18 protein-coding genes and 1 pseudogene are annotated in these 21,782 nt (G+C 67.3%); 17 read left to right on the forward strand and 2 right to left on the reverse strand.

Translation table 11 applies throughout. The features are described 5' to 3' along the window. Positions 1-2: 2 nt before the first annotated feature. The 16 genes and pseudogenes from RBA41_RS08925 (at position 3) to RBA41_RS09000 (ending at position 19,512) form a co-directional block, all read left to right on the forward strand. Positions 3-4,436, forward strand: coding sequence for a glycosyltransferase family protein (locus RBA41_RS08925; RefSeq protein WP_306623199.1), 4,434 nt, complete (start codon positions 3-5; stop codon positions 4,434-4,436). After that, on the forward strand, positions 4,433-5,902 hold the full coding sequence (locus RBA41_RS08930) for a class I SAM-dependent methyltransferase (protein ID WP_306623202.1): 1,470 nt from the start codon (positions 4,433-4,435) through the stop codon (positions 5,900-5,902). Before RBA41_RS08925 ends, RBA41_RS08930 begins: the two co-directional genes overlap by 4 nt. Beyond that, positions 5,899-7,284: a polysaccharide deacetylase family protein gene (locus RBA41_RS08935; RefSeq protein ID WP_306623206.1), complete on the forward strand. Its 1,386-nt coding sequence runs from the start codon at positions 5,899-5,901 to the stop codon at positions 7,282-7,284. The genes RBA41_RS08930 and RBA41_RS08935 overlap by 4 nt, the downstream gene beginning before the upstream one ends. After that, the gene (locus tag RBA41_RS08940) at positions 7,272-9,305 is read left to right on the forward strand and encodes a hypothetical protein (RefSeq protein ID WP_306623208.1); all 2,034 of its coding nucleotides are present in this window, start codon (positions 7,272-7,274) and stop codon (positions 9,303-9,305) included. The genes RBA41_RS08935 and RBA41_RS08940 overlap by 13 nt, the downstream gene beginning before the upstream one ends. Next, positions 9,302-10,006 (forward strand): hypothetical protein, encoded by a 705-nt coding sequence (locus RBA41_RS08945; protein WP_306623212.1) that lies wholly within the window; start codon positions 9,302-9,304, stop codon positions 10,004-10,006. Before RBA41_RS08940 ends, RBA41_RS08945 begins: the two co-directional genes overlap by 4 nt. Next, positions 10,003-11,700: a GSCFA domain-containing protein gene (locus RBA41_RS08950; RefSeq protein ID WP_306623214.1), complete on the forward strand. Its 1,698-nt coding sequence runs from the start codon at positions 10,003-10,005 to the stop codon at positions 11,698-11,700. The genes RBA41_RS08945 and RBA41_RS08950 overlap by 4 nt, the downstream gene beginning before the upstream one ends. After that, positions 11,694-12,437 (forward strand): class I SAM-dependent methyltransferase, encoded by a 744-nt coding sequence (locus RBA41_RS08955; RefSeq protein ID WP_306623217.1) that lies wholly within the window; start codon positions 11,694-11,696, stop codon positions 12,435-12,437. Before RBA41_RS08950 ends, RBA41_RS08955 begins: the two co-directional genes overlap by 7 nt. Before the next feature lie 70 nt (positions 12,438-12,507). Continuing rightward, positions 12,508-13,563, forward strand: coding sequence for a dTDP-glucose 4,6-dehydratase (rfbB, locus tag RBA41_RS08960; protein ID WP_306623219.1), 1,056 nt, complete (start codon positions 12,508-12,510; stop codon positions 13,561-13,563). Further along, positions 13,560-14,453, forward strand: a complete 894-nt coding sequence (gene rfbA, locus RBA41_RS08965) for a glucose-1-phosphate thymidylyltransferase RfbA (RefSeq protein WP_374709516.1) — start codon at positions 13,560-13,562, stop codon at positions 14,451-14,453. The genes rfbB and rfbA overlap by 4 nt, the downstream gene beginning before the upstream one ends. A gap of 57 nt (positions 14,454-14,510) precedes the next feature. After that, positions 14,511-15,287 carry a hydroxypyruvate isomerase gene (gene hyi / locus RBA41_RS08970; RefSeq protein WP_306623221.1) on the forward strand — a complete coding sequence of 259 codons (777 nt, stop codon included), beginning with the start codon at positions 14,511-14,513 and terminating at the stop codon, positions 15,285-15,287. A gap of 103 nt (positions 15,288-15,390) precedes the next feature. Further along, positions 15,391-15,582 (forward strand): hypothetical protein, encoded by a 192-nt coding sequence (locus RBA41_RS08975; RefSeq protein ID WP_306623223.1) that lies wholly within the window; start codon positions 15,391-15,393, stop codon positions 15,580-15,582. A gap of 330 nt (positions 15,583-15,912) precedes the next feature. Then, entirely contained in the window at positions 15,913-16,965 is a 1,053-nt protein-coding gene (locus RBA41_RS08980; protein WP_306623226.1) for a hypothetical protein, read from the forward strand. 176 nt (positions 16,966-17,141) lie between these two features. Further along, positions 17,142-17,486, forward strand: a pseudogene (locus RBA41_RS08985) (TIM barrel protein); the annotation flags it as partial. Positions 17,487-17,633: 147 nt separating this feature from the next. Continuing rightward, positions 17,634-18,488, forward strand: a complete 855-nt coding sequence (locus RBA41_RS08990; protein WP_306623227.1) for a hypothetical protein — start codon at positions 17,634-17,636, stop codon at positions 18,486-18,488. A gap of 18 nt (positions 18,489-18,506) precedes the next feature. Beyond that, complete coding sequence (locus tag RBA41_RS08995) at positions 18,507-18,950, forward strand: hypothetical protein (protein ID WP_306623228.1); 444 nt, start codon at positions 18,507-18,509, stop codon at positions 18,948-18,950. 169 nt (positions 18,951-19,119) lie between these two features. Next, positions 19,120-19,512, forward strand: a complete 393-nt coding sequence (locus tag RBA41_RS09000) for a TraR/DksA family transcriptional regulator (RefSeq protein WP_306623230.1) — start codon at positions 19,120-19,122, stop codon at positions 19,510-19,512. Positions 19,513-19,517: 5 nt separating this feature from the next. Here the strand turns inward: RBA41_RS09000 and phbB are convergent, their stop codons facing one another. Next, positions 19,518-20,264 carry an acetoacetyl-CoA reductase gene (gene phbB, locus RBA41_RS09005; protein ID WP_306623232.1) on the reverse strand — a complete coding sequence of 249 codons (747 nt, stop codon included), beginning with the start codon at positions 20,262-20,264 and terminating at the stop codon, positions 19,518-19,520. A gap of 136 nt (positions 20,265-20,400) precedes the next feature. On the opposite strand from phbB, the gene RBA41_RS09010 reads away from it, so the two are divergent. Continuing rightward, a complete protein-coding gene (locus RBA41_RS09010; protein ID WP_306623233.1) occupies positions 20,401-21,249 on the forward strand; it encodes a universal stress protein in 849 nt (282 codons plus the stop codon). Between the two features lie 6 nt (positions 21,250-21,255). On the opposite strand, the gene RBA41_RS09015 is transcribed toward RBA41_RS09010, so the two are convergent. After that, a complete protein-coding gene (locus RBA41_RS09015; RefSeq protein WP_306623234.1) occupies positions 21,256-21,657 on the reverse strand; it encodes a hypothetical protein in 402 nt (133 codons plus the stop codon). Between the last annotated feature and the right edge of the window lie 125 nt (positions 21,658-21,782).

Here is a 21,782-nt window from a genome sequence, read left to right on the forward strand (position 1 = left end):
GCATGGACCTGCATGACAATGCCCCTGAGGGCCACGCCGACGCCGCGGACGAGGCACAGGACGACGCTCCTGAGCGCCTGATTCGCGGGCGCATCGAGCGCGTCGACGCCTCCGGCGTGAGCGGCTGGTGCGTGGACCTCCATTGCCCGCAAGAGCAGCTGGCGCTCGAGTTTCGCGCCGGCGGCAGGCCGGTCGGGTTTACCACCTGCGGCGCGTGGCGCGACGACCTGGGCGCCGAGGGTATCGACCCGGGGTGCATCGGCTTTCACTGGCCGCTGCCGCGCCACCTGCCGCAACTGGCGCTCGACACGCTCGAAGCCTGGGTCTTCGAAACCCCGGTGCGGCTCGAGCGCGCGCCAGCGCACGGCGCCCGCCTGGCGCGCGGCGCGCGCCAGGCGGGCGCCATCGTCATCGAACGGGTCGAGTCCTGCGGCATCGCAGGGATGCTGCGCGGGGCCGATCCGGCGCGCGCGCTGACGCTCGAACTGCATGCCGACGGGGTGCTGGAGGCCACCTGCACGGCCAGCGCGCCCACCCATGCCTTCGTGCTGGCGCTGCCGGATATCCTGTTCGACGGCCAGCCGCACCGGCTGCTGGTGCGCGCGCCCGAGCTCGATGCCGAACTGGCCCTGACGCCGGCGCAAAGCCTGTTCCAGGCCTACCAGGGCGGCAGCTGGCACATCCGCAACGGCATCCTGTACGGCTGGATCGATCCGCAGCGCTTGCCCGGCGGCGCGGCCGAACTGCGGGTCGACGACGGCGCCCGCAGCCTGGGCAAGATGCCGGTCGACGCCGCGACACTGGTCAACGGCGCCTTCAGCTTCAAGTTCGAGATGCCGTTCAGCGTCTACAATGACGCCCGCCACGCAATCGCCATCAACCTGCAAGGCACGCGCTACCGCCTGTGCGCCCAGGGCGGCGCGCTCTCGCTGGCCTGGTGCAACAGCGTGATCGGCCGGGTCGACCTGATCGACGCCAACGGCATCTGCGGCTGGGCGCTCGACACCGCCGACAGCGGCGCGGTCCTGACAGTCGGCCTGTACCAGGACGAGCAATTACTGGCCCAGGCCACGACCCAGATGCCACGCAGCGATGTCAACGAGCTGTTCAGGAGCGAAGGCCGGCATGGCTTCGAGCTGCTGTTCCCGGCCGCCCTGTACGACCGCCAGGCGCGCCGGATCGCGGTGCGCGTGAACGGCGTGCCGCTCAATTTCCGCATCGAACACGACGTGCCGCTGCTGCTCAGCGAGCAGGAACTGGCCCAGATCGCGCCCGCCGAGCGCTACCAGGGCTATGTCGAGCAGCTCACCACCGGCGCCATCATGGGCTGGGCCTGGGACCGCAAGAACCCCGCGCTGCCGGTGCACGTGGCGATCCATGTGGACGACCAATTGCTGGACGTGGTACAGGCCAACCGCTTCAACGCCCGCCTGCGCGGCGACAACCGCCACGGCCATCATGTGTTCCTGCTCAAGTTCCCCACGCGCCTGATGAATGGCAGCAAGCGCCGCATCCGCGCCGTGATCGTCGAAGGCAATCTCGAGATCAAGCAGAAGGACGACACCTTGCTGTTCCCCCTGGTCGACCATGGCGCACGCCAGATCCGGCCCCTGCCGGACGGCCACTATACCCACAGCGTGCCGCCCCGGCTGTGGCAAGGCGGGCGCCCGCGCGCCCCGGCCGTCGGCGCCGAATCGGCCACGCCGCTGATCTCCATCATCGTGCTGAACTGGAACGGCGCCACCATCCTGCGCGACTACCTCGACTCGATGCTGCGCATCGACTGGTTGCATTCCTACGAACTGCTGCTGGTCGACCATGGCTCGAGCGACGCCAGCCTGGAGGTGGCGGCCGAATACGCCGCGCGCCTGCCCTTGCGGGTGCTGGCGCGCGGCGTGAATTTTTCATTTTCGGCATCCAACAACCATGCCGCGGCGCAGGCGCGCGGACGCTACCTGGTGTTCGCCAACAACGACCTGGTCATGCTGCACGACTGCTTCGCGCCCATGCGCGCCCACCTCGACGACGAGCGGGTCGGCGCGGTCGGCCTGAAACTGCTCGAACCGCTCCCCAACGGCGCCGACGCGTGGCGCTTCATCACCCATCACCAGGGCGTGCAGTTCAAGACCGACCAGCTGCCCGGCAAGGGCGGGCGCTACTACGCACCGATGGAAGTGGGCGAGCAGCCGCACGCCGACCTGGCCGGCTGCTACGACCTGCCGGTGGCCACCGGCGCACTGCTGATGTGCCGCAGCGAGGATTTCCGCGCCGTCGGCGGTTTCCACGAAGGCTATGTGTACGGCATGGAAGACGTGGACCTGTGCCTGGCGCTGCGCCTCAAGCTGGGCAAGACGATCCTGTGCGATACCGCCGCGGTGGCGCTGCACAACCGCAGCGCCACGCGCGACGCCAAGATCCTGGCCGGCAGCCAGCAGAAAGTGTACTCGGCCAAGGTGCACGCCAACAACCGCAAGCTGTATATCGAGCGCTACGGGCGCGACCTGACGCGCACCATCCTGCGCGCGCTGGTCGAGGGCGACAGCATGTGGCGGCCGGCGCCGCTGCGCGTGACCATCGCCGTCACCGCCACCGACATCGGCACCGCGGCCGGCGACTTTTTCACCGCGCTCGAATTGGGCGAAGCCCTGCACCGCCTGTACGGCTGGGAGGTGATGTTCGTCAACAACCAGGTGCACCAGCTGCCCGGCACCGACGTGGTCGTCGCCATGCGCCACGATTACGCCATCGACAGGATCAGCGAAGCCAATCCCGGCCTGGTGACGGTGGCCTGGGTGCGCAACCGGGTCGACCAATGGCTGGACGCGCCGCAATTGCAGGCTTACCAGCTGATTTTCGCCTCCTCGCACAAGGCGATCGAGCACATCAAGGCCGCCACCGGCATCGACGCCACCCTGCTGCCGATCGCCGCCAACGCGGCGCGCTTCCGGCCCATGCCCCCCGCCGCCGAACACGCCAGCGACGTCACCTTCACCGGCAGCTACTGGGGCGCCGAGCGCGAAGCGATCGGCTTGCAGGACCTGGCGCGCGAGCCCTACCGCTTCGCCATCTACGGCCACGGCTGGCAAGACCGGCCCGACTGGAAAGCGAACTGGCGCGGCGCCGTACCCTACGCCGCCCTGCCGCAGATCTACAACTCGGCCAAGATCGTGCTCGACGATTCGCATCCGGTCACGCGCGACTGGAACTCGCTCAATTCGCGCGTGTTCGACGCCATCGCCAGCGGCAAGCTGGTGCTGACCAATTGCAGCGGCGGCGCGGCCGAACTGTTTCCGGACCTGCTGCCCAGTTTCGAGACCGACCAGCAATTGCAAGCCTTGCTGCGCCACTTCCTGCACCACGACGACGAGCGCGAAGCGCTGGCCGCCAGGCTGCAGCGCGAAGTGCTCGACAAGCATACCTACGACCAGCGCGCCGCCACCTTCCGCCAGCGCCTGCGCGGCTTGCTCGAGCAGTCGCTGCGCTTTGCCATCAAGATCGGGGTGCCGTCCATGCAGGAGCGCGAACAATGGGGCGACTACCATTTCGCGCTCGGCATCAAGCGCGCCCTGGAACGGCGCGGCCACGTGGCGCGCATCGATATCCTGCCCGACTGGTACGGCGGCCTGTGCGCGTCCGACGATGTGGTGATCGTGCTGCGCGGCCTGTCCCAGTACCAGCCGCAGCCGACCACGATCAACCTGGCCTGGCTGATCAGCCATCCGGACGAGGTGACGGTGACCGAGCTGCAGCAGTATCACCACGTGTTCGTGGCCTCGGACAGCTTCGCGGCCTGGCTGGGCGAGCGCATGGGCGACCAGGTCAGCCCGCTGCTGCAGTGCACCGATCCGGCCCTGTTCTACCCGGAGCGCGATGCCGAACTGGACGTGCCGGAAGTGATTTTCGTCGGCAATTCGCGCGGGCAGTTGCGTGAAGTGGTGCAGTACGCGCTGGCCGGCGGGGTCGACTTCAAGGTCTATGGCGGCATGTGGGAAGGCATCCTGCCGCCGCACCAGGTGCCCCGGACCTATATCGCCAACGCGCACCTGCGGCATTATTATTCGGCGGCCAGGGTGGTGCTCAACGACCACTGGGGCGACATGCGCAGCCAGGGCTTTTTATCGAACCGCCTGTTCGATGCCGGCGCCTGCGGCGCCACCATCGTCACCGACGAGATGCAAGCGTGCCGCGCCCTGTTCGGCGATGCGCTACATTACTACAGCACGCCGCACAACCTGGCCAGCGAAGTAGCCAAAGTGCGGCGCGCCAGGTCCAGGCCGGACCAGCGCTTGCGCGAACTGATCGTGAACCATCATACCTTCCAGCACCGGGTCGACGCCATCCTGCAAGTGCTCGCGCGCCTGTCGCCACAGATGGCGGCCGGCGCGCAGGCGGGCGCCGCCGCGGCGGTCCATCCATCCACCGGAGTCCAGGCATGAGCGCAGTCCTTTCCCAGATCCCCCCACCCCGCTTGCGCTTCATGGGCGAGAGCGACACCAGCTTCATGCCGGTGGCCGAGCAATTGAGCACCACCGTGCTGGAACAGGTGGGCGGGCGCGATGTCGACCTGCTCGACATCGGCTGCGGCTACGGGCGCCTGGCATACGGGCTGCGCCAGGCCGGTTTTGGCGGCAGCTACCGCGGCCTGGACATCCTGCGCGAGCATATCGCCTGGCTCAAGGAACACTTCGCCGCGCCCGATGATGGCGCGCGCTTCGGCTTCGACTTTATCAACGTCCACAATGCCCGCTACAATCCGGGCGGCCTGCCCCTGGCCGACGTCGCGCTGCCCTACGCCGAGAACAGCTTCGATTGCGTGACCGCGTTTTCCGTGTTCACCCACATGGACGAGGATGACGTGCGCACCTACCTGCGCCGCATTCGTCCGCTGGTGCGCGAGAACGGGATCTGGATCGCCACCTTTTTCTCGCTGCCCGACGGCTTTTCGCTGGCCACGCAAAACCCGCAGATGCGCTACCGCCTCAGGGAGCAGGTGTCCGAGCACGCCTTCGTCCACGATCCGGCCGAACCGCTGCACGTGATCGCCTACCGGGAAGCGTTCCTGCGCACCCTGTTCGCGCAGGAAGGCTGGGAGCTGGAGGCGCACAAGGGCGGCAGCTGGCTGGGCGACCCGGCCAAGGGCGAGTTCCAGGACCGCTTCGCGCTGCGCAAGCGTGCCGCGCCGGTGGCGCTGGCGGTGGCGGCGCCGCGGCCGGAACCCGCAGCGGCGCCACCGAGCTGCAATATCTGCGGCAACCAGGCCTTCGTGCCCGGCCCGTCCGGCCGCATGGCCGGCAGCGGCGCCGCCCCGTGCTGCGCGCGCTGCGGGGCGCTGGAACGCCATCGCGTGGTGCGCCAGATCTTTTTGGGCATGCCGATCGGCTATCTCGACTGGCGCCGCGGCCTGCAGTTCAGCCCCGACCCGGCCCAGCACACGGCCTGGTACCGCAGCTACGAAGTGTCGGTGTATGGCGGCTCCGGCAGCCTCGACATCCAGGCCATCGACCGGCCCGACGACAGCTACGACTTCATCACGCTCAGTCACGTGCTCGAATGCATTCCGGACGACCTGACCGCGTTCGACGAGCTGCAGCGCGTGCTGGCCCCGCGCGGCCTGCTGCATATCGGCTTCGGCGGCGCCCAGGGACGGGCGCTGAGCGAGGACTTCGAGGCCGACATCGACCAGTACGGCAACCGGCACCGCTACGGGCGCGATGTGTACCAGCGCTTCGGCTGCGCCGCCAAGGGCATGGGCATGCTGGCGGTGCAAGGGACCGATCCGGCCACCGGCGTGCACGACGTGGCCTGGCTGTTCGTCAACCATGCGCCCGACGTGGCCTTGCTGCGCGGCTTCCTGCTGGCCTGGGATCCCGCGCTGACCATCCTGGAGCAGGCCCTGCCATGAACCGCGACGCCACGCCGGTGTGCCGCGAGCACGGCGCGCAGTGCAATCTGTGCGGCGCCGCCATGCCCGAGCCGGCCGACGCCGGCGCCGGCGTGGCGCCGCCGGCCTGCCCCGCCTGCGCCAGCAGCGCGCCCCAGCGCGTGATGCGGCAGGTGTTCCAGGCGCTGCCGGCCGGCTTGCTGGCGTGGCGCAGGCACGCGCTGGAAGCGGGCCGGCACGGGGTCGATCCGGCCTGGTTCGGCGCGCCGGCGGCGGACGATGCCATGGCCGACTTCATGGCCGTCGAGCTCGACGCGCAGGGCGAGTCCATCGCCGCGGCGCTGGGGCGCCTGACGGCGCGCGGCGTGCTGTATGTGAGCGGCGCCGCGCAGGGCGCGAGCGGCAGCGCCCAGGACATGCTGGCATCGATGACGGCGCTGCTGGCCAACCAGGGCTTGCCGTGCGCGGTGATCGCCATCGACGCCGCCGACCCCGGCAGCGGCGCGCGCCTGCCCGCCTGGCTGCTGCTGCGCGACGCGGCGCAGGCCGAACGCTGGCGCCACCACCTGGCGGCCTGGCCCGGGGCCGCGCCGACGGCGGCCGGGCCGGTGCCGGACCGCTTCGCACCGCTGCGGGAAGAGCTCGCATACTGGCAGGCCGCGCGCTCCGAGTGTGCCTTCTGGTGGCGCGACGACGACCTGGTCGAAGACAGCGCCGCGCTGCGCCGCCTGGCCGCGCTGTCGCAGCGCCACCAGGCGCCAGTGCTGATGGCGGTGATCCCGGCGCAGGCCGATGCCGCGCTGGCGCAGGCGACGGCCGATGGCATGCCGACCCTGGCCTATTGCCAGCACGGCTGGGACCATGTCAACCATGAAGCGCCCGGCCAGCCCAGCAGCGAATTTGGCCCCGGGCGCGATCCGCAGGCGGCCGAGGCCGACCTGGAGCGGGGAGCGCAGCGCCTGCGCGCCCTGTTCGGCGAGCGCTTCCTGCCGGTCATGGTGCCGCCCTGGAACACGCTGGCGCCGGCGCTGGCGGCGCGCCTGCCGGCGCTCGGCCTGCATGGCTTGTCGCAGTATCTGTTCCAGCCGCGCGGCGCCGCGCTCGACGGCCTGGTGCGGGTCGACACCCATCTCGACATCGTCGACTGGAGCGCCGGCGCCGGCGTGCGCGACCCCGGGATGCTGGTCGAGCGCCTGGTATCGATCCTGCGATTGCGCCGCGCCGGCCAGCTCGACGAGCCGCTCGGCATCCTCACCCACCACCGCGTGATGGCCGGCGGCACCTGGCGCTTCCTGGAGCAGCTGCTCGCGCTGACGGCCGAATTTCCCTGCGTGCGCTGGCTGCACCCGCGCGCCGTGTTCGCCGCCGCGCCGGCCAAAGAAGGAGCGCCATGCGCTGCCTGATCGTCGGCACGGCCAAGACCGGCACCACGGCGCTGCTGTACGCGGTGGCCCAGGCGATGGGCGGCGACCCCGTGGTGCACATGGAAGACCGCATCGGCGAGCTGCAGGTCTTGCCCGAACACACGGCCGTCAAACTGATCTTCGAGCACGAAAGCGGCGCCGCCATCGCCGCCTTCGGCGCCGGCTTCGACAAGCGCATCCTGCTGGTGCGCGATCCGCGCGACAACCTGGTCAGCCGGCTGCTGTACATGGTGGCCAACAATCCGGCCATGCTGGGCGACCCCGCCTGCCTGCGCGTGTTCCACAAGCTCTTGCAGCGCAAGCAGCAGGTGCCGGGCTCGGTATCGCTGCAGCAATTGCCCCCCATGGGCAAGCCCTCGGACTTCCTGGCCTCGTCCTGCGCCCACATCCAGGCCCTGGCCGCGTTCGCCGCCGACGCCGGCCCCGGCTGGCATATCCTGCGCTACGAAGACCTGGTGGCGGGCCGCCTCGACGCCCTCGCGGCCTACCTGGGGCTGGCCGTGCAGGCCGGCGCCGAGGTCGACCCGCAGTACCAGCGGGTGGCGCGCACCAAGGGCGCGGGCGACTGGCGCCACTGGTTCAGCGGCGCCGACGTGGTGCTGCTCAGGCCGCTGCTGGCGCCGATGATGGCGGCGCTGGGCTACGCCGACGACTGGCAGCTCGCACCCGAGCAGCACATCACGCCCGAGCACAGCTGGCTCTATTTCGAGCGCCTGGTGCGCGAACGGCGCCAGCACTTCGGCCTGGCGCCGCTGGCCCTGCCCGGGCCGGAGCCGTACCAGAGCGGCGCCGTGGTGCGCCTGTCCAAGGCCGACATCATCAACCGCCTGATCCGCCAGTTCGGCTTCAAGACCTTTTTGGAGTACAACAAGTTCGACGGCAGCAGCTTTTACGGCGACATCGTGTGCGACAGCAAGAGCATCGCGTACCAGCCGGAAAACCTGCACGTCGATGCGGCGCGCGCGCGCCATTTGCTGCGGGTTACGGCCGGGGTCGACCTGGGCCAGCTGCTGCCACTGCCAGCGCTGCTGGAGCGCCATGCCGGCCAGCGCTTCGACATCATCTTCCTCGATCCGACCCACGAACGGCCCGACGTCGACCTGGCGCTGCGCGCGCTGGCGGCGCTGCTCAATCCCGGCGGCGTGCTGGTGGTGCACGACTGCAATCCGGAACGCGAGGAACTGACCGTGGTCAAGCGCCGCCCCGGCGCCTGGGTCGGCGAAACCTACAAGGCCTTCGCCCTGCTGCGCCAGTACAACCGCGCCAGCACGGTGACCGTGTCCGAGGATTACGGCGTCGGCCTGGTGTGGAACAAGGACCTGGTGCTCGATTATCCGATCGGCGCCGATATCACCTACGCCCAGTTCGCGGCGCGGCGCGAAGCCTACAACGGCTTGATCAGTTACCAGCAATTCCTGGAACGAAGCGAGCGCGGCGATATCGCCACCCTGTTCGCCCAGCCGCCGGCGCCGGCGCCGCTGCGCTTCCAGCCCAGGCCGGCGCCGCCGGCCGGCCTGGAATGCCAGTTGTTCTGGCGCAAGCCGGGTGCCGATTTCGCGGAGGCCGACGCGCTCACCCTGCCCCTGCCCGCCGACGGCAGCGTGCAGGCGCTGCACTTCACCTTGCCGCCCGGCGCCGGGCCCATCGAGCGCCTGCGCTTCGACATGGCCGACGCCGTCGTGGCGGTGCGGATCGAAGCCATCGAGCTGCGCAATCCGGCCGATGCGCTGATGTGGACCTGGGACGCGGCCGCGCACGCGGGCCAGGACTGGCGCAACGTGCGCTTCCACGACGCCGGCGCCGAGGGCCTGTTCCAGCTCGCCACCAGTGCCGATCCGCAGTTTTATCCGGCCCTGCCGGCGACCATCCTGAGCCAGCTCGGGCCCGGCTGGCAAGTGCTGGTGGTGATGGCCGCGCAAGCGCCCCTGGTCAGTTCGCTGCTGGCGGCGCTGGCCGGCGCGCCGCCGCGCCAGCACGATTCAACGCAGGCCTGCGCATGAAAGCCATCCTCGTGATCGGCCACAGCCACATGAATGCCCTGCGCGCCGTGCCGGAGGCGCAGCAGGCCTGCGACTTCATGCCCTTCACCGAAGCCGGGGGCGCCTACCAGCAGCGCGATCCGGCCGAGTTCGCGGCCCTGGCGGCGGGCCCGGCCGACACGCTTGTGTTCATGATGGGTGGCAAGGTTCATATCACCCTGGGCATGCTCAATCCGTCCGAACCCTTCGATTTCTATCTTCCCGAACACACCGATCTGCCGATGAACCCGGCGGCGCGCCTGCTGCCGGTGGACCTGGTACGCCTCCTCCTGACGCGCCACCTCAAGCACGACCTCGACTATCTGAGCCAGCTGGGCGCCGTGTTCAAGGGCCGCCGCCAGCTGCACATCGAGTCGCCGCCGCCGCTGCCAAGCGCGTATATCGCGCGGCATCCGTCCGGATTCGCCGAGCGGGTGCGCGAACGCGGCGTGGCCCCGGTCGCCTTTCGCCACAAGTTCTGGCTCCTGCATTCGGCCATCCTGCGCGACCATTGCGCCGCGCTGGGGATCGCTTTCGTCGCGCGGCCAGCGGGCACCCAGGACGCCGACGGCTGCCTGGCCGCGCCTTACCTGCGCCAAGACCCCACCCATGCGAACAGCGCGTATGGCGCCCTGCTGCTCGATCAAATCCTCAGCCTGCGCCAAGGCGCGCCATCCCCATGAAAAACACGCCCTACCAGGCACTGCCCGAACACTGCTTCTGGCAACGCGCCGTGGCCGGCGTGGCGCGCGAGCAGGTCGATGCGCTGGTGACGGCGCCGTTCATGATCGCGCCGGGCGAGCGCATCGTCACCGCCGGCAGCTGTTTCGCGCAACACATCGGACGCCACCTGCGCGCCGCCGGCCTGTCGGTCCTGCAAACCGAACCGGCCCACGACTGGCTGCACGACAGCGAGGCGGCCAGCTATGGCTACGGCATCTACAGCGCGCGCTACGGCAATATCTACACCGCGCGCCAGTTGCTGCAACTATTCCAGCGCGCCCATGGACAGTTCCAGCCCGCCGAGCGGCTGTGGGAGCAAGGCGCGCGCTGCATCGATCCGTTCCGCCCGCGCATCCAGCCCGACGGCTTCGCCACGCGCGAGGAATTCGAGGCGGACCAGCGCCAGCACTTTGGCGCCGTGCGCAGCGCCTTCGCGCAGCTCGACGTGCTCATTTTCACCCTCGGCCTGACCCAGGCGTGGGAAGCGCTCGACGACGGCGCCGTGTTCCCGCTCTGCCCCGGCGTGGCGGGCGGCAGCTTCGATGCGCTGCGCCACCGGGCCCGCAATTTCAGCGTGGCCGAGGTGACCGACGACATGCTGGCCTTGATCGACCTGCTGCGCGCCGTCAATCCCGCCGCGCGCCTGATCCTGACGGTGTCGCCGGTGCCGCTGGCGGCCGGCGCCGCCGCGGGCGAGCACGTGCTAACTGCCAACACCTGGTCGAAATCGGTCTTGCGGCTCGCGTGCGCCGACATCGTGGCCCTGCGCGAGCAGGTCGCCTACATGCCGTCGTACGAACTGATCACCGGTGCGCATGCGCGCGGCGCCTATTTCGCGGACGATCTGCGCAGCGTGACTGAAGCCGGGGTCAGCCATGTCATGCGGGTGTTTTTCCGCCATTTCATCGGCAGCGCCGGCACCGCCGTGGCCCCGGGCGTGGCGGCCGCGGCCGGCGACCTGGAACAGATGGCGCAGCTGGTGGCGGTCGATTGCGACGAAGATGCGCTCAAGCTGGCGCCCGCGGCGCCCTTGCTCGCGCCGCTATGCAATCTGTGCGGCGGCGAGGCGTTCGGGCCGGGGCCGGGCGGGCGGCTCGGCAAGGACCAGCTTGGCCCGCACTGCCTGGCCTGCGGTTCGCTGGAGCGGCAGCGGGTCGCCGCGCAGGTGCTGCTGGAACTGGGCCGCGAGCAGCTGGCCGGACGCCGCGCCCTGCTGGTGGGGGCGGAACGGGGCGCCGACGCGCGCTGGTTCCGCCACTGCGATGCGGTGCAGGCGAGCGCGCCCGGGGTGCTGCCGGCGGCCCTGGCCGATCATGCCGACGCCAGCTACGACCTGATCGTGCTGGTGCATGTGCTGGAATACCTCGACGACGACCGCGCCGGCTTCGACCAGCTGCGGCGCCTGCTCTCGCCCAGCGGCCTGCTGCTGGTGTGCTTCGTCGATCCGCGCGTGCGCCCGTGGACCAGCCTGCATGTGGGCCCAGCCGGCAGCGCGCGCCGCTGGTACGGGCGCGATCTGGCCCAGCACTTTCGCTGCGAGCCGGAAAAACTCGGCGTGACCATGCACGAAGTCGCCGATCCCGGCACCGGCGCGGTGCTGCCGGTACACCTGTTTGCCGCCGCCACGTCCCCGAAAGCGCCACCCCCATGCTGACACCGGAACAACTGGCCACCACCAAAGACTACATCCTGCGGCGGACCAAGGGCCTGGACCAGGCCCTGCTGCCGCTGGGCGACCCGGCCGGCAAGGACGTGCTGGTATTCGGCTGCGGCCTGGGCAACGAAATCCTGTGGTGCGCGCGGCGCCAGGCGCGCTCGGCGCTGGGCATCGATCTCGGCACTCCCCGGCAGGAAGCGCTCAACGCCGTCATGGCCGACGAGGGGTACGCCGAATTTCCTTACGCCGTCCATGAGTGCAATGTGCACGACCTGGCGCTCGACCATCCGGGCCGCTACGACCTGATCGTCTCGAACGGCGTGTTCGAACATGTATCGGACCTCAAGGGCGTGCTCAACGCCATGCGCGCCCTGCTGCGCCCGGGCGGGCGGATCGCCATCTATGCCGACGGGCTGTGGTTCTCGGCGATCGGCGGGCATCTGGGCAAATACAACTGGGAGCATTTGTGGATGACGCCCCAGGCCATCAAGGAACGGTTCCCCGAGCGCTGGCACGCCTACATGAATAACCTGAACCGCATGACGGCGGTCGATTTCCTGCAGGCGCTGCGCGATGTCGGCGCCCTGGTGCTGCAATTTCATGTGCGCAGCGATCCGTATCTGCCCAAGCTGGCGCCGCTGATGGCGCAGATCCAGGCGCGCCAGCAAGTCTCGCCGACCGATCTGTCGATCACCTCGATCGGCTGCGAGCTGTGCTTCCTGGAGCATCTCTGAACACCGGCTTGCGGTACGGGCGGCTCTCCCATCACATCGTGATGCCACTTCCACGCGCAACGGACACGCAATGATTCTAGTCACCGGTGGGGCCGGATTCATCGGATCGAATTTCATTCTCGACTGGCTGGCGCACAGCGACGAGGGCATCGTCAATCTCGACCAGCTCACGTATGCGGGCAACCTGAACAACCTGGCCGCGCTCAGGGGCGATGCGCGCCACCTGTTCGTGCGCGGCGATATCGGCGACCAGTCCCTGGTGGCGGCCTTGCTGGCCCGGCACCGCCCGCGCGCGCTGGTCCATTTTGCCGCCGAAAGCCATGTCGACCGCTCGATCGCGGCGCCGGGCCAGTTCATCGCCACCAATATCGGCGGCACCTTCGCTCTGCTGGAAGCGGCGCGCGCCTGGTGGCAGTGCCTGCCGGAGCCGGAGCGCGCCGCTTTCCGCTTCCTGCATGTGTCCACCGATGAAGTGTATGGCTCGCTCGGCGCGGACGAACCGGCATTCACCGAGCGTTCGGCGTATGCGCCGAACAGCCCGTATGCCGCCTCCAAGGCCGCTTCCGACCATCTGGTGCGGGCCAGCTTTCACACCTATGGCTTGCCGACCCTGACCAGCAATTGCTCGAACAATTACGGCCCCTACCAATTCCCCGAAAAGCTCATCCCGCTGATGATCGCCACGGCGCTGGCGGGGCGCGCGCTGCCGGTGTACGGCGACGGCATGCAGGTGCGCGACTGGCTGTACGTGGGCGACCATTGCGCGGCGCTGCGGTGCATACTGGCGGCAGGCCATCCTGGAGAGGTGTATAACGTGGGAGGAGAAAACGAAATGACCAATATCGACGTGGTGCGCACCCTGTGCGACTTGCTCGACGCGGCGGCGCCGGCGCGCGCCAGCTATCGCCAGCAGATCACCCATGTGGCCGACCGCGCCGGCCACGACCGCCGCTACGCGGTCGACGCCGGCAAGCTGCGGCGCGAACTGGGCTGGACGCCGGCCGAGCATTTCGCCAGCGGCATCGCGCGCACCGTGCACTGGTATCTGGCGCAGGGCGCCTGGGCCGACGAGATCGCCTCGGGCGCCTACCGCGAGGCCCGCTGGCCCAGCGGCGGTGCCGCATGATGGCCGCGCCGGCGCGCAAGGGAATCATCCTGGCGGGCGGCTCCGGCTCGCGCCTGTATCCGGTCACCACCAGCACCTCCAAGCAGCTGCTGCCGGTGTACGACAAGCCGATGATCTATTATCCGCTCACCACCCTGATGCTGGCGGGGATCCGCGATATCCTGTTGATCTCGACCCCGCAGGACACGCCGCGTTTTCACGACCTGCTGGGCGATGGCAGTAAATGGGGCATCAATCTGCGCTACGCGGTGCAGCCGTCGCCGGATGGCCTGGCGCAAGCCTTCCTCATCGGGCGCGCGTTTGTCGGGCAACACCCGTCGGCGCTGATCCTGGGCGACAATATCTATTATGGCCACGAACTCGATGCCAAACTGGGCAAGGCGCATGCCCACGGCGACGGCGCCACCGTGTTCGCGTATCACGTGCTCGACCCGGAACGCTATGGCGTGGTCGAATTCGGCCCGGACCAGAACGCGCTGTCGATCGAGGAAAAGCCAGCGCGGCCGAAATCGCATTACGCCGTCACCGGCCTGTATTTTTACGACAAGCAGGTGTGCGACATTGCCGCCGCGATCACGCCATCGGCGCGCGGCGAGCTGGAAATCACCGACGTCAACCGCGCCTACCTGGCGGCGGGCCAGTTGCGCGTGGAAGTGATGGGGCGCGGCATGGCATGGCTCGACACGGGTACCCATGAATCCTTGCTGGAAGCGTCGCAATTCATCGCCACCATCGAAAAACGCCAGGGCCTGAAGGTCGCCGTGCCGGAAGAAGTGGCCTATCGCAAGGGATATATCGATGCCGATGCGCTCGCGGCGCTGGCCCGGCCGATCAAGGACAATGCCTACGGCCGCTATTTGTTGCACGTCTTGCATGAACAGGTATTCTGAGGGCGCAGCCGGGCAAAGCGGGTTAGCATAAGGCCTTGCTAACTCGCCGGTCCCGCAATGCCCAGATTCTGCGCCAACCTCAGCCTGATGTTCACTGAAGTGAGCTTCCTCGACCGTTTCGCCGCCGCCCGCGCCAATGGCTTCGACGCTGTCGAATTCCTGTTTCCGTACGCGTTCGAGGCCGACCAGATCGGCGAGCGGCTGGCACGCCATGACCTGCAGCTGGTGCTGCACAACCTGCCCGCGGGCGACTGGAGCGCGGGCGAGCGCGGCTTCGCGTGCGATCCGCAGCGCGTCACCCAGTTCCAGGACAGCGTGGCGCTGGCCCTCGACTACGCCGTCGCGCTCGGCGTGGGCCGCCTGCACTGCCTGGCCGGCAAGCTGCCGCCCGGCGTCGCGCCCGAACACGCCCACAAGACCTACGTCGCCAACCTGCGCTTCGCCGCCGCAGCAGCGGCGAAGCACGGCATCGAGCTGTTGATCGAGCCGATCAACAGCTACGATATCCCCGGCTACTTCCTCACCGGCAGCGCCCAGGCCGCCGCCGTGATCGCCGAATGCGGCGCGCCGAATCTGTTCATGCAGTACGACATTTATCACATGCAGCGCATGGAAGGCGAGCTGGCCAATACCATCCGCGCCCACCTGCCGCTGATCCGCCACATGCAGGTAGCCGACAATCCCGGCCGCCACGAACCGGGCACGGGCGAAATCAATTACCGCTACCTGTTCGCCCTGCTCGACGAACTCGGGTACGACGGCTGGGTCGGCTGCGAGTATCATCCGCGCGGCGACACCATCGCCGGCCTTCATTGGCGTAGCGCATTACGCTAATCCATAGCTGAATAGACAACTTGATCGAAGGCATATTTCGCGGGTGAAAATATCAGCGAAGTTTGACTTATAGCAAACTGCATTCAAATCATCGGCGCAAGTCATGTTCATCTTCATGGGCGTGGCCCCGCTGTCTGCGGCGCAGACGGGCTGGCTGCTGCAGCACCTGACGCTGGCGCAGCTGTTCGGTGGGACCGGACTGTTCCTTGCCGCGACCGCGCTGCTGGCGTGGCTGTTGACGTCGATGCGCAGCATCGCGGACGGGGGACCGGCCACGCCCGCCGAGGGCCGATGACATCGGTCGAACAGGCGCCGTTGGTGGAATACGGCCACCTTGGTTTGAAAGTGTAAAGATACAACAATATTAAAGATAATATTTTTGAATCGTTTTCTCGTATTAGCATGCACTGCGGTTGCGAAATATCACCGGGACATTGCGCAACCGCAGTCACTATTCAAAGGCAATTTTGTTACATCCTTCCGCTACGCTTCCCGGTCTCCGAAGCCGATGTTGAAGTAACCGTTTGGGGAAACACCACTTGCCTGGCCAGGCCGGTTTGCTCGTCAATTGACATCACCGTTTGTCTACAGTTCACCCATTGAATTCCCTTATCTGGAGCAAGACATGGACATGAATGACGCTACGCCGGCACTGCCAACCTCCGCCCTCAGGTGGAGCCTGCTATTGTTGATCGGATTGCTGTTTTCGCTGGCAGGCATGCGGCCCGCAAGCGCCGCACCTTACTGGATCAACTTGGGTTCGACGATCAGCTCCCCCAAGGAAATGAGTCAACAGGAAGTAATGACTTCGCCCAGCGGCGAATATTTTTTGATCACGCAAACCGACGGCAACTTGTGTGTCTATCGCGATTTTGATAACTCGGGCGTGTGGTGCAGCCGATCGAGCTCGGCGGGCGAAGCGGTCTATCGAACCGCGATGAAAACCGATGGCAACCTGTGCACCGTTAACGCAAACGGCAACAACGCGTGGTGCAGGACCAACTCGGGATCGGAGGGAAACTACTTTTTGAAGCTGAAAGATGACGCCAATCTGTGTGTCAGCAGAGGCACGCCGGCCGCCCCTCTGGGAGAGATCTGGTGCTCGGGAGTCACAGCGGCCAGCCAAAACCGTCAAAAACTGACGTATGGGACAATCTACCACCTGCAAAACAACTACCAGAACTGGTCTGGCGGCTACCTTGATGTACGTGGTGCGGGCTGCGGCAACATGTTATGCGTCTCCACCTCCTACTGGCCTGAGCGTTCCAGTGAAAGCACCGGCAGCTGGGCGATTAGCGGCATCGGCAATCCTGCCACCGGCACGCCGGTCATGCCCAATGATGTCATTTTCTTGCAAAATCAGTATATCAATTCGAATCTGCCCTCAGGCACCTATCTTGAAACCCGCAACAAAGGCTGCGAGTTCAATGTCTTTTGCCTGTCCACGTCGCAGGTAAAGGACACAGGCAATAGCAGCACCAGATGGGCTGTCATGAGCGCGCGCAACTATGTCTGGGTCGGCCAGCCCGTATCGTTGATGACCTACCCAACCGGCTCCTTTCCGACTTACCTCGATACCCGCGGTTACTCGTGCTCCGATAACCTGCAGTGCGCCTCTACAAGCGGCAGCAATAACCGTGATTCAGGTAGCGGCACCTGGCGCTTCCTCTACCGTTAAGCTCGCTCAGGCCCGGCAGCACGATGCGCGGGCGCGGACGGCCAGGCCACACCAGGGCCTGGCCGTTCGCAACTTCCTGCGGGTGCGCCTGCGGGCGCCACAATCTTGTATACGATATCGGCTTGCCAACCCGCCAATCCACGCCGATGCCCAGATTCTGCGCCAACCTCAGCCTGATCAACAGCTACGATATCCCCGGCTGCTTCCTCACCGGCAGCGCCCAGGCCGCCGCCGTGATCGCCGAATGCGGCGCGCCGAATCTGTTCATGCAGTACGACATTTATCACATGCAGCGCATGGAAGGCGAGCTGGCCAATACCATCCGCGCCCACCTGCCGCTGATCCGCCACATGCAGGCGGCCGACAATCCCGGCCGCCACGAACCGGGCACGGGCGAAATCAATTACCGCTACCTGTTCGCCCTGCTCGACGAACTCGGCTACGACGGCTGGGTCGGCTGCGAGTATCATCCACGCGGCGACACCATCGCCGGCCTGAATTGGCGTGGCGCATCGAGTTAATCCATGGCAAAATATACAACTTGATCGAAGACATATTTCGCAAGTGAAAACATCAGCGAAGTTTGACTTATAGCAAACTGCATTCAAATCATCGGCGCAAGAATGGGAACTTCTGGCAAGCCCTTCCGCGCGCGCCTGAAAGGATTTATGAACCCGCTTCGCACCCTCGCCACCTCCGCCCTCCTCGCCGCCAGCCTGTTGCTGGGCGGCTGCGTCAGCAACCAGGTCAATCTGGAAGAGGTGCGCGAATTCGCCAACGCCTCGGCCCGCCTGGGCGGCTACGCCGAACTGTCCACGCGCTACCGCGACACCTATCTGCGCGAGCAGCCTTACCTGCCGGCCGCGGCCGACAAAGTGGCCAGGGAAAACGATGCCAGGCGGCACGCCGCCTACAACGATTTCGTGACGATCCAGAAAGCCGTGGTGCTGTACATGCAAACCCTCGCCGCACTGGCCGGCGAGGGGCGCTACGATTTCACGCCCCAGATCGACACCATGGGCGCGGGCCTGACCGGACTGGCTGAAACCACCCTCGGCCAGAAACAGGTGAGCGCCTACACCGGCCTGGCGCGCCTGCTGACGCGCGCGGTCACCTCGCACTATCAGAGGGAAAGCGTCGAGACCATGGTGCGCGAAGGCGACGCCGACGTGCGCGTGCTGCTCGAAGCGATGATTACCCTGACCGATGTGTACGCGGCAGCCAACGAGAACGAAAAGAAAACCGTGCTCGGCTTTTTCGAGCTGGCCCTGCCGCTGGCCGACCGGCCCCAGGACCGCCTGCTGTACACCCTGGCGCGCGCCCATGTGCAGGGCAAGACCAGCGAGTACCGCATGATCGACAAGCGCTTCGAGCTGGCGCGCCAGGGCCTGGCCAAGGTCGCGCAGGGGCACCAGAAGCTGCGCGAGAACCTCGCCACGATGTCCTCGTCCGAGATGCGCCAGATGCTGACCAACTACGTGCGCGACCTGCGCATGATCCGTGCCGGCCTGGCAGCCGACTAAACCGATTCGAGGTGTGCTATGAAGACAGATCAAGACGGACTGGCCAGTGTGCCAGACATCATGGCGCTGGCCGCGCAATTGTCGGCCTGCGCGGCCGCCATGCATGAGCGCGCGCTGGTTGCGATCCGCACGCCCCCCGACGCCAAGCTGAGCCAGGAGGAACGCGACCATGCCTTCGCCCTGCTCGACGAGGAACTGGTGCTGCGCCAGCACGTGCATGCGCTGTACCTGGATGCCGCCCGCGCCGTGCTCAAGGGCCTGGGCCAGCCGCAGCAGCATGTGCTGGCGCTGACCGCCGAGGCGACCGAAAAAATCCGCAAGATCGCCGCGATCGCCAACGTCACCGGGCTGGTTGCGTCCGTGGTGGCACTGGCCGGCGCGGCGGCCAGCGGCGTGCCCGGCACGGTCTCGCTCGCGCTCAAGAATGTGCAAGACCACATCAAGGCGATCAAGGGGCAGTAGGGGGACCCGTGTAACAGACCCGTGTAACAGACACGTGTAACAGACACGTGTAACAGACGCATGCAACGCGCCAAGCCGCCACGCTGCGTGCGCGTGCGCGGGTATTCAGCGCCGCGCGAACGCGCTACACTCGATACCAGCGCGCGCGTCCAAATGGAGTGACGCGGCCGTGCCAACATTCACTTTCCCGAGCGTCATCATGAATGGACTGGAACCAGGGCAGCTTGCGCTCCTCAAAGCCGTCCTCGAACAGCGGCTGGCCGACCTGGCGCGCCACGATGGGGCCGAGGTACTGTCCGGCCCGCGCGACCTGGCGGTGCAGGAGGTCGAAACCTCGCCCGCCGACAAGGCCACCGTGCGCCTGCTCAACGACCTGGCGCTGGAAGCGGCCGGCCACCACGTGGCGCAAGTGCGCACGCTGCGCCAGGCGCTGGCGCGCATCGACGAGGGCAGTTACGGCGAATGCGAGGAATGCGGCAATCCGATCGGCTTTTCGCGCCTGCAGGCGCGCCCGGAAGCGCGGCTCTGCATTGCCTGCCAGACCCGCGCCGAGAAGCGCTGACGCGCTCAGAGCATGTGCTGTCCGCCATTGATGGCGATATTGGCGCCCGTCACGAAGGCCGCCTCGTCCGACGACAGATAGGCGACCAGGCCCGCCACTTCCTCCGGTTCGCCCAGCCGTCCCACCGGAATTTGCGGCAGGATGCGGCTCGTCATCACCTCGTCCGGCACCCCCGTGACCATCTTGGTGCGCAGGTAGCCGGGCGAGACGGTGTTGACGGTGACGTGATGGCGCGCCATTTCCAGCGCCAGCGCCTTGGTAAAACCGTGCATGGCGGCCTTGGCCGCGGAATAGTTGGTCTGGCCGAACGCGCCCTTCTGTCCATTGACCGAAGAAATATTGATGATGCGGCCCCAGCCCTGGGCGATCATCGGTTCGATCGCCTGCTTGGAGAGGTTGAACACGCTGTCGAGATTGGTGCGCATGACCTCGATCCAGTCGTCATGATGCATCTTGGCCAGGGTGCGGTCGCGCGTGATGCCGGCATTATTGACCAGCACGTCCAGGCGCCCCTGTTCGGACAAGAGTTTTTGCACCATCCATTCACTGTCGGCAAAGTCGCCCACGTCGGCCTTGTAGGCCGTGAAGCGATAGCCTTCATCGCGCTGCGCCGCCAGCCAGCCCTCGGGCGAACTGTTGTTGGGCGAATACGTCGCCGCCACGCTGAAGCCGGCCCGGTGCAGGCGCTGGCAAATTGCTGTCCCCAAACCTCCCATGCCCCCGGTTACGAGAGCCACTCTTTTGATTTCCATCATGCTTTCCTGTCATCGTGGTGAAGTCCGAGCCCAAGTCTAGGGCGCTTACCGTGCGCAACATTGAGCAATATCAAAGCTTGGGGAAAGATGGTTTAAGATGATGGATATCAAGTCCATCGAGACAGGAGCATTCATGGGGTATCAGACCATCCTCGTCCACGTTGACGACAGTCCGTCCGCGTACGCGCGCATCGGCGTGGCGATCGCGCTGGCCAACAGCGGCGGCGGCCACCTGATCGGCATGGCCCCGACCGGGGTCGCGCGCACCCTCCTTCCCAGCCTGCCGCCCGGCCAGAGCGACCCCACCCTGTCGCTGCACCTGGGTTTCCTGCGCGAGCAGGCGCAGGAAGCGCTGGCCGCCTTCACCCAGCGTTGCGCGGCGGCCGCGGTGGCCTCGCACGAGGCGCGCGTGATCGACGATGACGCCGGCGGCGGCCTGTGCCTGCATGGACGGGTGGCCGATGTGATCGTGCTGAGCCAGTCCGATCCGGACCAGGGCGGGCCCGGCCTGCTGGCCGACCTGCCCGCCTATGTGGTACTGCACTCCGGCAAGCCGGTGCTGATGGTGCCGTTCACGGGCGAGCGTGCCAGCGTCGGGCAGCGCGTGCTGGTGTCGTGGGATGCCAGCCGCGAGGCGGCGTGCGCGCTGCAACTGGCGCTGCCGCTGCTGCGCCAGGCGGTCGCGGTCGACCTGGCGGTGTTCGATACCGGCCCCGCCAGCCACACGGCGGCCGACGCGCGCGCGGCCGATCCGCGTCCCTGGCTGGCCCGGCATGGCGTGCACGCCAATTTCGCGGTGCACGCGCTGGCGCACAAGCGCCAGCAAGTGGGCGAAGCGCTGCTGGCGCTTGCCGCCCAGAAAAATGCCGACCTGCTGGTGATGGGCGCCTACGGCCACTCGCGCGTGCGCGAAACCATCCTGGGCGGGGTCACGCGTACCTTGTTCGAGTCGATGAGCGTGCCGGTGCTGATGGCGCACTAAGCGGCGTCAGTGCCAGTCGAGTTCGCGGATGCGCGACACCTGGCGGCGCGCCATGAGCGACCATAGCTGCTGCGCCAGGGTCAGGTCGGCGCTCATGCGGCGCGGCGGCGCCAGCGCCAGTTCGCAGTCGCGGTCGGACCATTCCTCGAAGCGGATGGCGCCCCCGCGGCTCACTTCGATCACATACATCAAACCGTCGTCGTAACCGAAGCGCAGGGCCGCGCTGGCCGGCTCGGGGGCGGACTCGGGCGGACCGTTGCCCTTGGCCTTGGCCCCGGCCTTGGCCTTGGCCCGGGTCTTGCGCGGCGCTGCGTACAGCTCGGCCAGAACAGCCGTCAGCTGCGCCTCGGTGGGCGCGGCGATGTCGCGTCCGTCCATGCTCGTCAGGGTGAGCCAGGCTTGGTTCATGGTCGCGTCCTCCCGTCGGCACGCAGCCACCGGCGCGGATGCGCTGGCTGGACTGGTACATGGATGCACTATGTAAAGAGCATAATACCGAAAAAGCCCGCGTTGGGAAGCGCTATCTGAACGCT

This window comes from Massilia scottii, assembly GCF_030846495.1.
Taxonomy (GTDB): Bacteria; Pseudomonadota; Gammaproteobacteria; order Burkholderiales; family Burkholderiaceae_D; genus Telluria_A; species Telluria_A violaceinigra.

Bases quoted from the DNA above. Each gene is read 5' to 3' on its own strand.
- RBA41_RS08925 (WP_306623199.1), top strand. From the start codon at position 3: ATGGACCTGCATGACAATGCCCCTGAGGGCCACGCCGACGCCGCGGAC.
- RBA41_RS08930 (WP_306623202.1), top strand. From the start codon at position 4,433: ATGAGCGCAGTCCTTTCCCAGATCCCCCCACCCCGCTTGCGCTTCATG.
- RBA41_RS08935 (WP_306623206.1), top strand. From the start codon at position 5,899: ATGAACCGCGACGCCACGCCGGTGTGCCGCGAGCACGGCGCGCAGTGC.
- RBA41_RS08940 (WP_306623208.1), top strand. From the start codon at position 7,272: ATGCGCTGCCTGATCGTCGGCACGGCCAAGACCGGCACCACGGCGCTG.
- RBA41_RS08945 (WP_306623212.1), top strand. From the start codon at position 9,302: ATGAAAGCCATCCTCGTGATCGGCCACAGCCACATGAATGCCCTGCGC.
- RBA41_RS08950 (WP_306623214.1), top strand. From the start codon at position 10,003: ATGAAAAACACGCCCTACCAGGCACTGCCCGAACACTGCTTCTGGCAA.
- RBA41_RS08955 (WP_306623217.1), top strand. From the start codon at position 11,694: ATGCTGACACCGGAACAACTGGCCACCACCAAAGACTACATCCTGCGG.
- rfbB (WP_306623219.1), top strand. From the start codon at position 12,508: ATGATTCTAGTCACCGGTGGGGCCGGATTCATCGGATCGAATTTCATT.
- rfbA (WP_374709516.1), top strand. From the start codon at position 13,560: ATGATGGCCGCGCCGGCGCGCAAGGGAATCATCCTGGCGGGCGGCTCC.
- hyi (WP_306623221.1), top strand. From the start codon at position 14,511: ATGCCCAGATTCTGCGCCAACCTCAGCCTGATGTTCACTGAAGTGAGC.
- RBA41_RS08975 (WP_306623223.1), top strand. From the start codon at position 15,391: ATGTTCATCTTCATGGGCGTGGCCCCGCTGTCTGCGGCGCAGACGGGC.
- RBA41_RS08980 (WP_306623226.1), top strand. From the start codon at position 15,913: ATGGACATGAATGACGCTACGCCGGCACTGCCAACCTCCGCCCTCAGG.
- RBA41_RS08990 (WP_306623227.1), top strand. From the start codon at position 17,634: ATGAACCCGCTTCGCACCCTCGCCACCTCCGCCCTCCTCGCCGCCAGC.
- RBA41_RS08995 (WP_306623228.1), top strand. From the start codon at position 18,507: ATGAAGACAGATCAAGACGGACTGGCCAGTGTGCCAGACATCATGGCG.
- phbB (WP_306623232.1), bottom strand. From the start codon at position 20,264: ATGGAAATCAAAAGAGTGGCTCTCGTAACCGGGGGCATGGGAGGTTTG.
- RBA41_RS09010 (WP_306623233.1), top strand. From the start codon at position 20,401: ATGGGGTATCAGACCATCCTCGTCCACGTTGACGACAGTCCGTCCGCG.
- RBA41_RS09015 (WP_306623234.1), bottom strand. From the start codon at position 21,657: ATGAACCAAGCCTGGCTCACCCTGACGAGCATGGACGGACGCGACATC.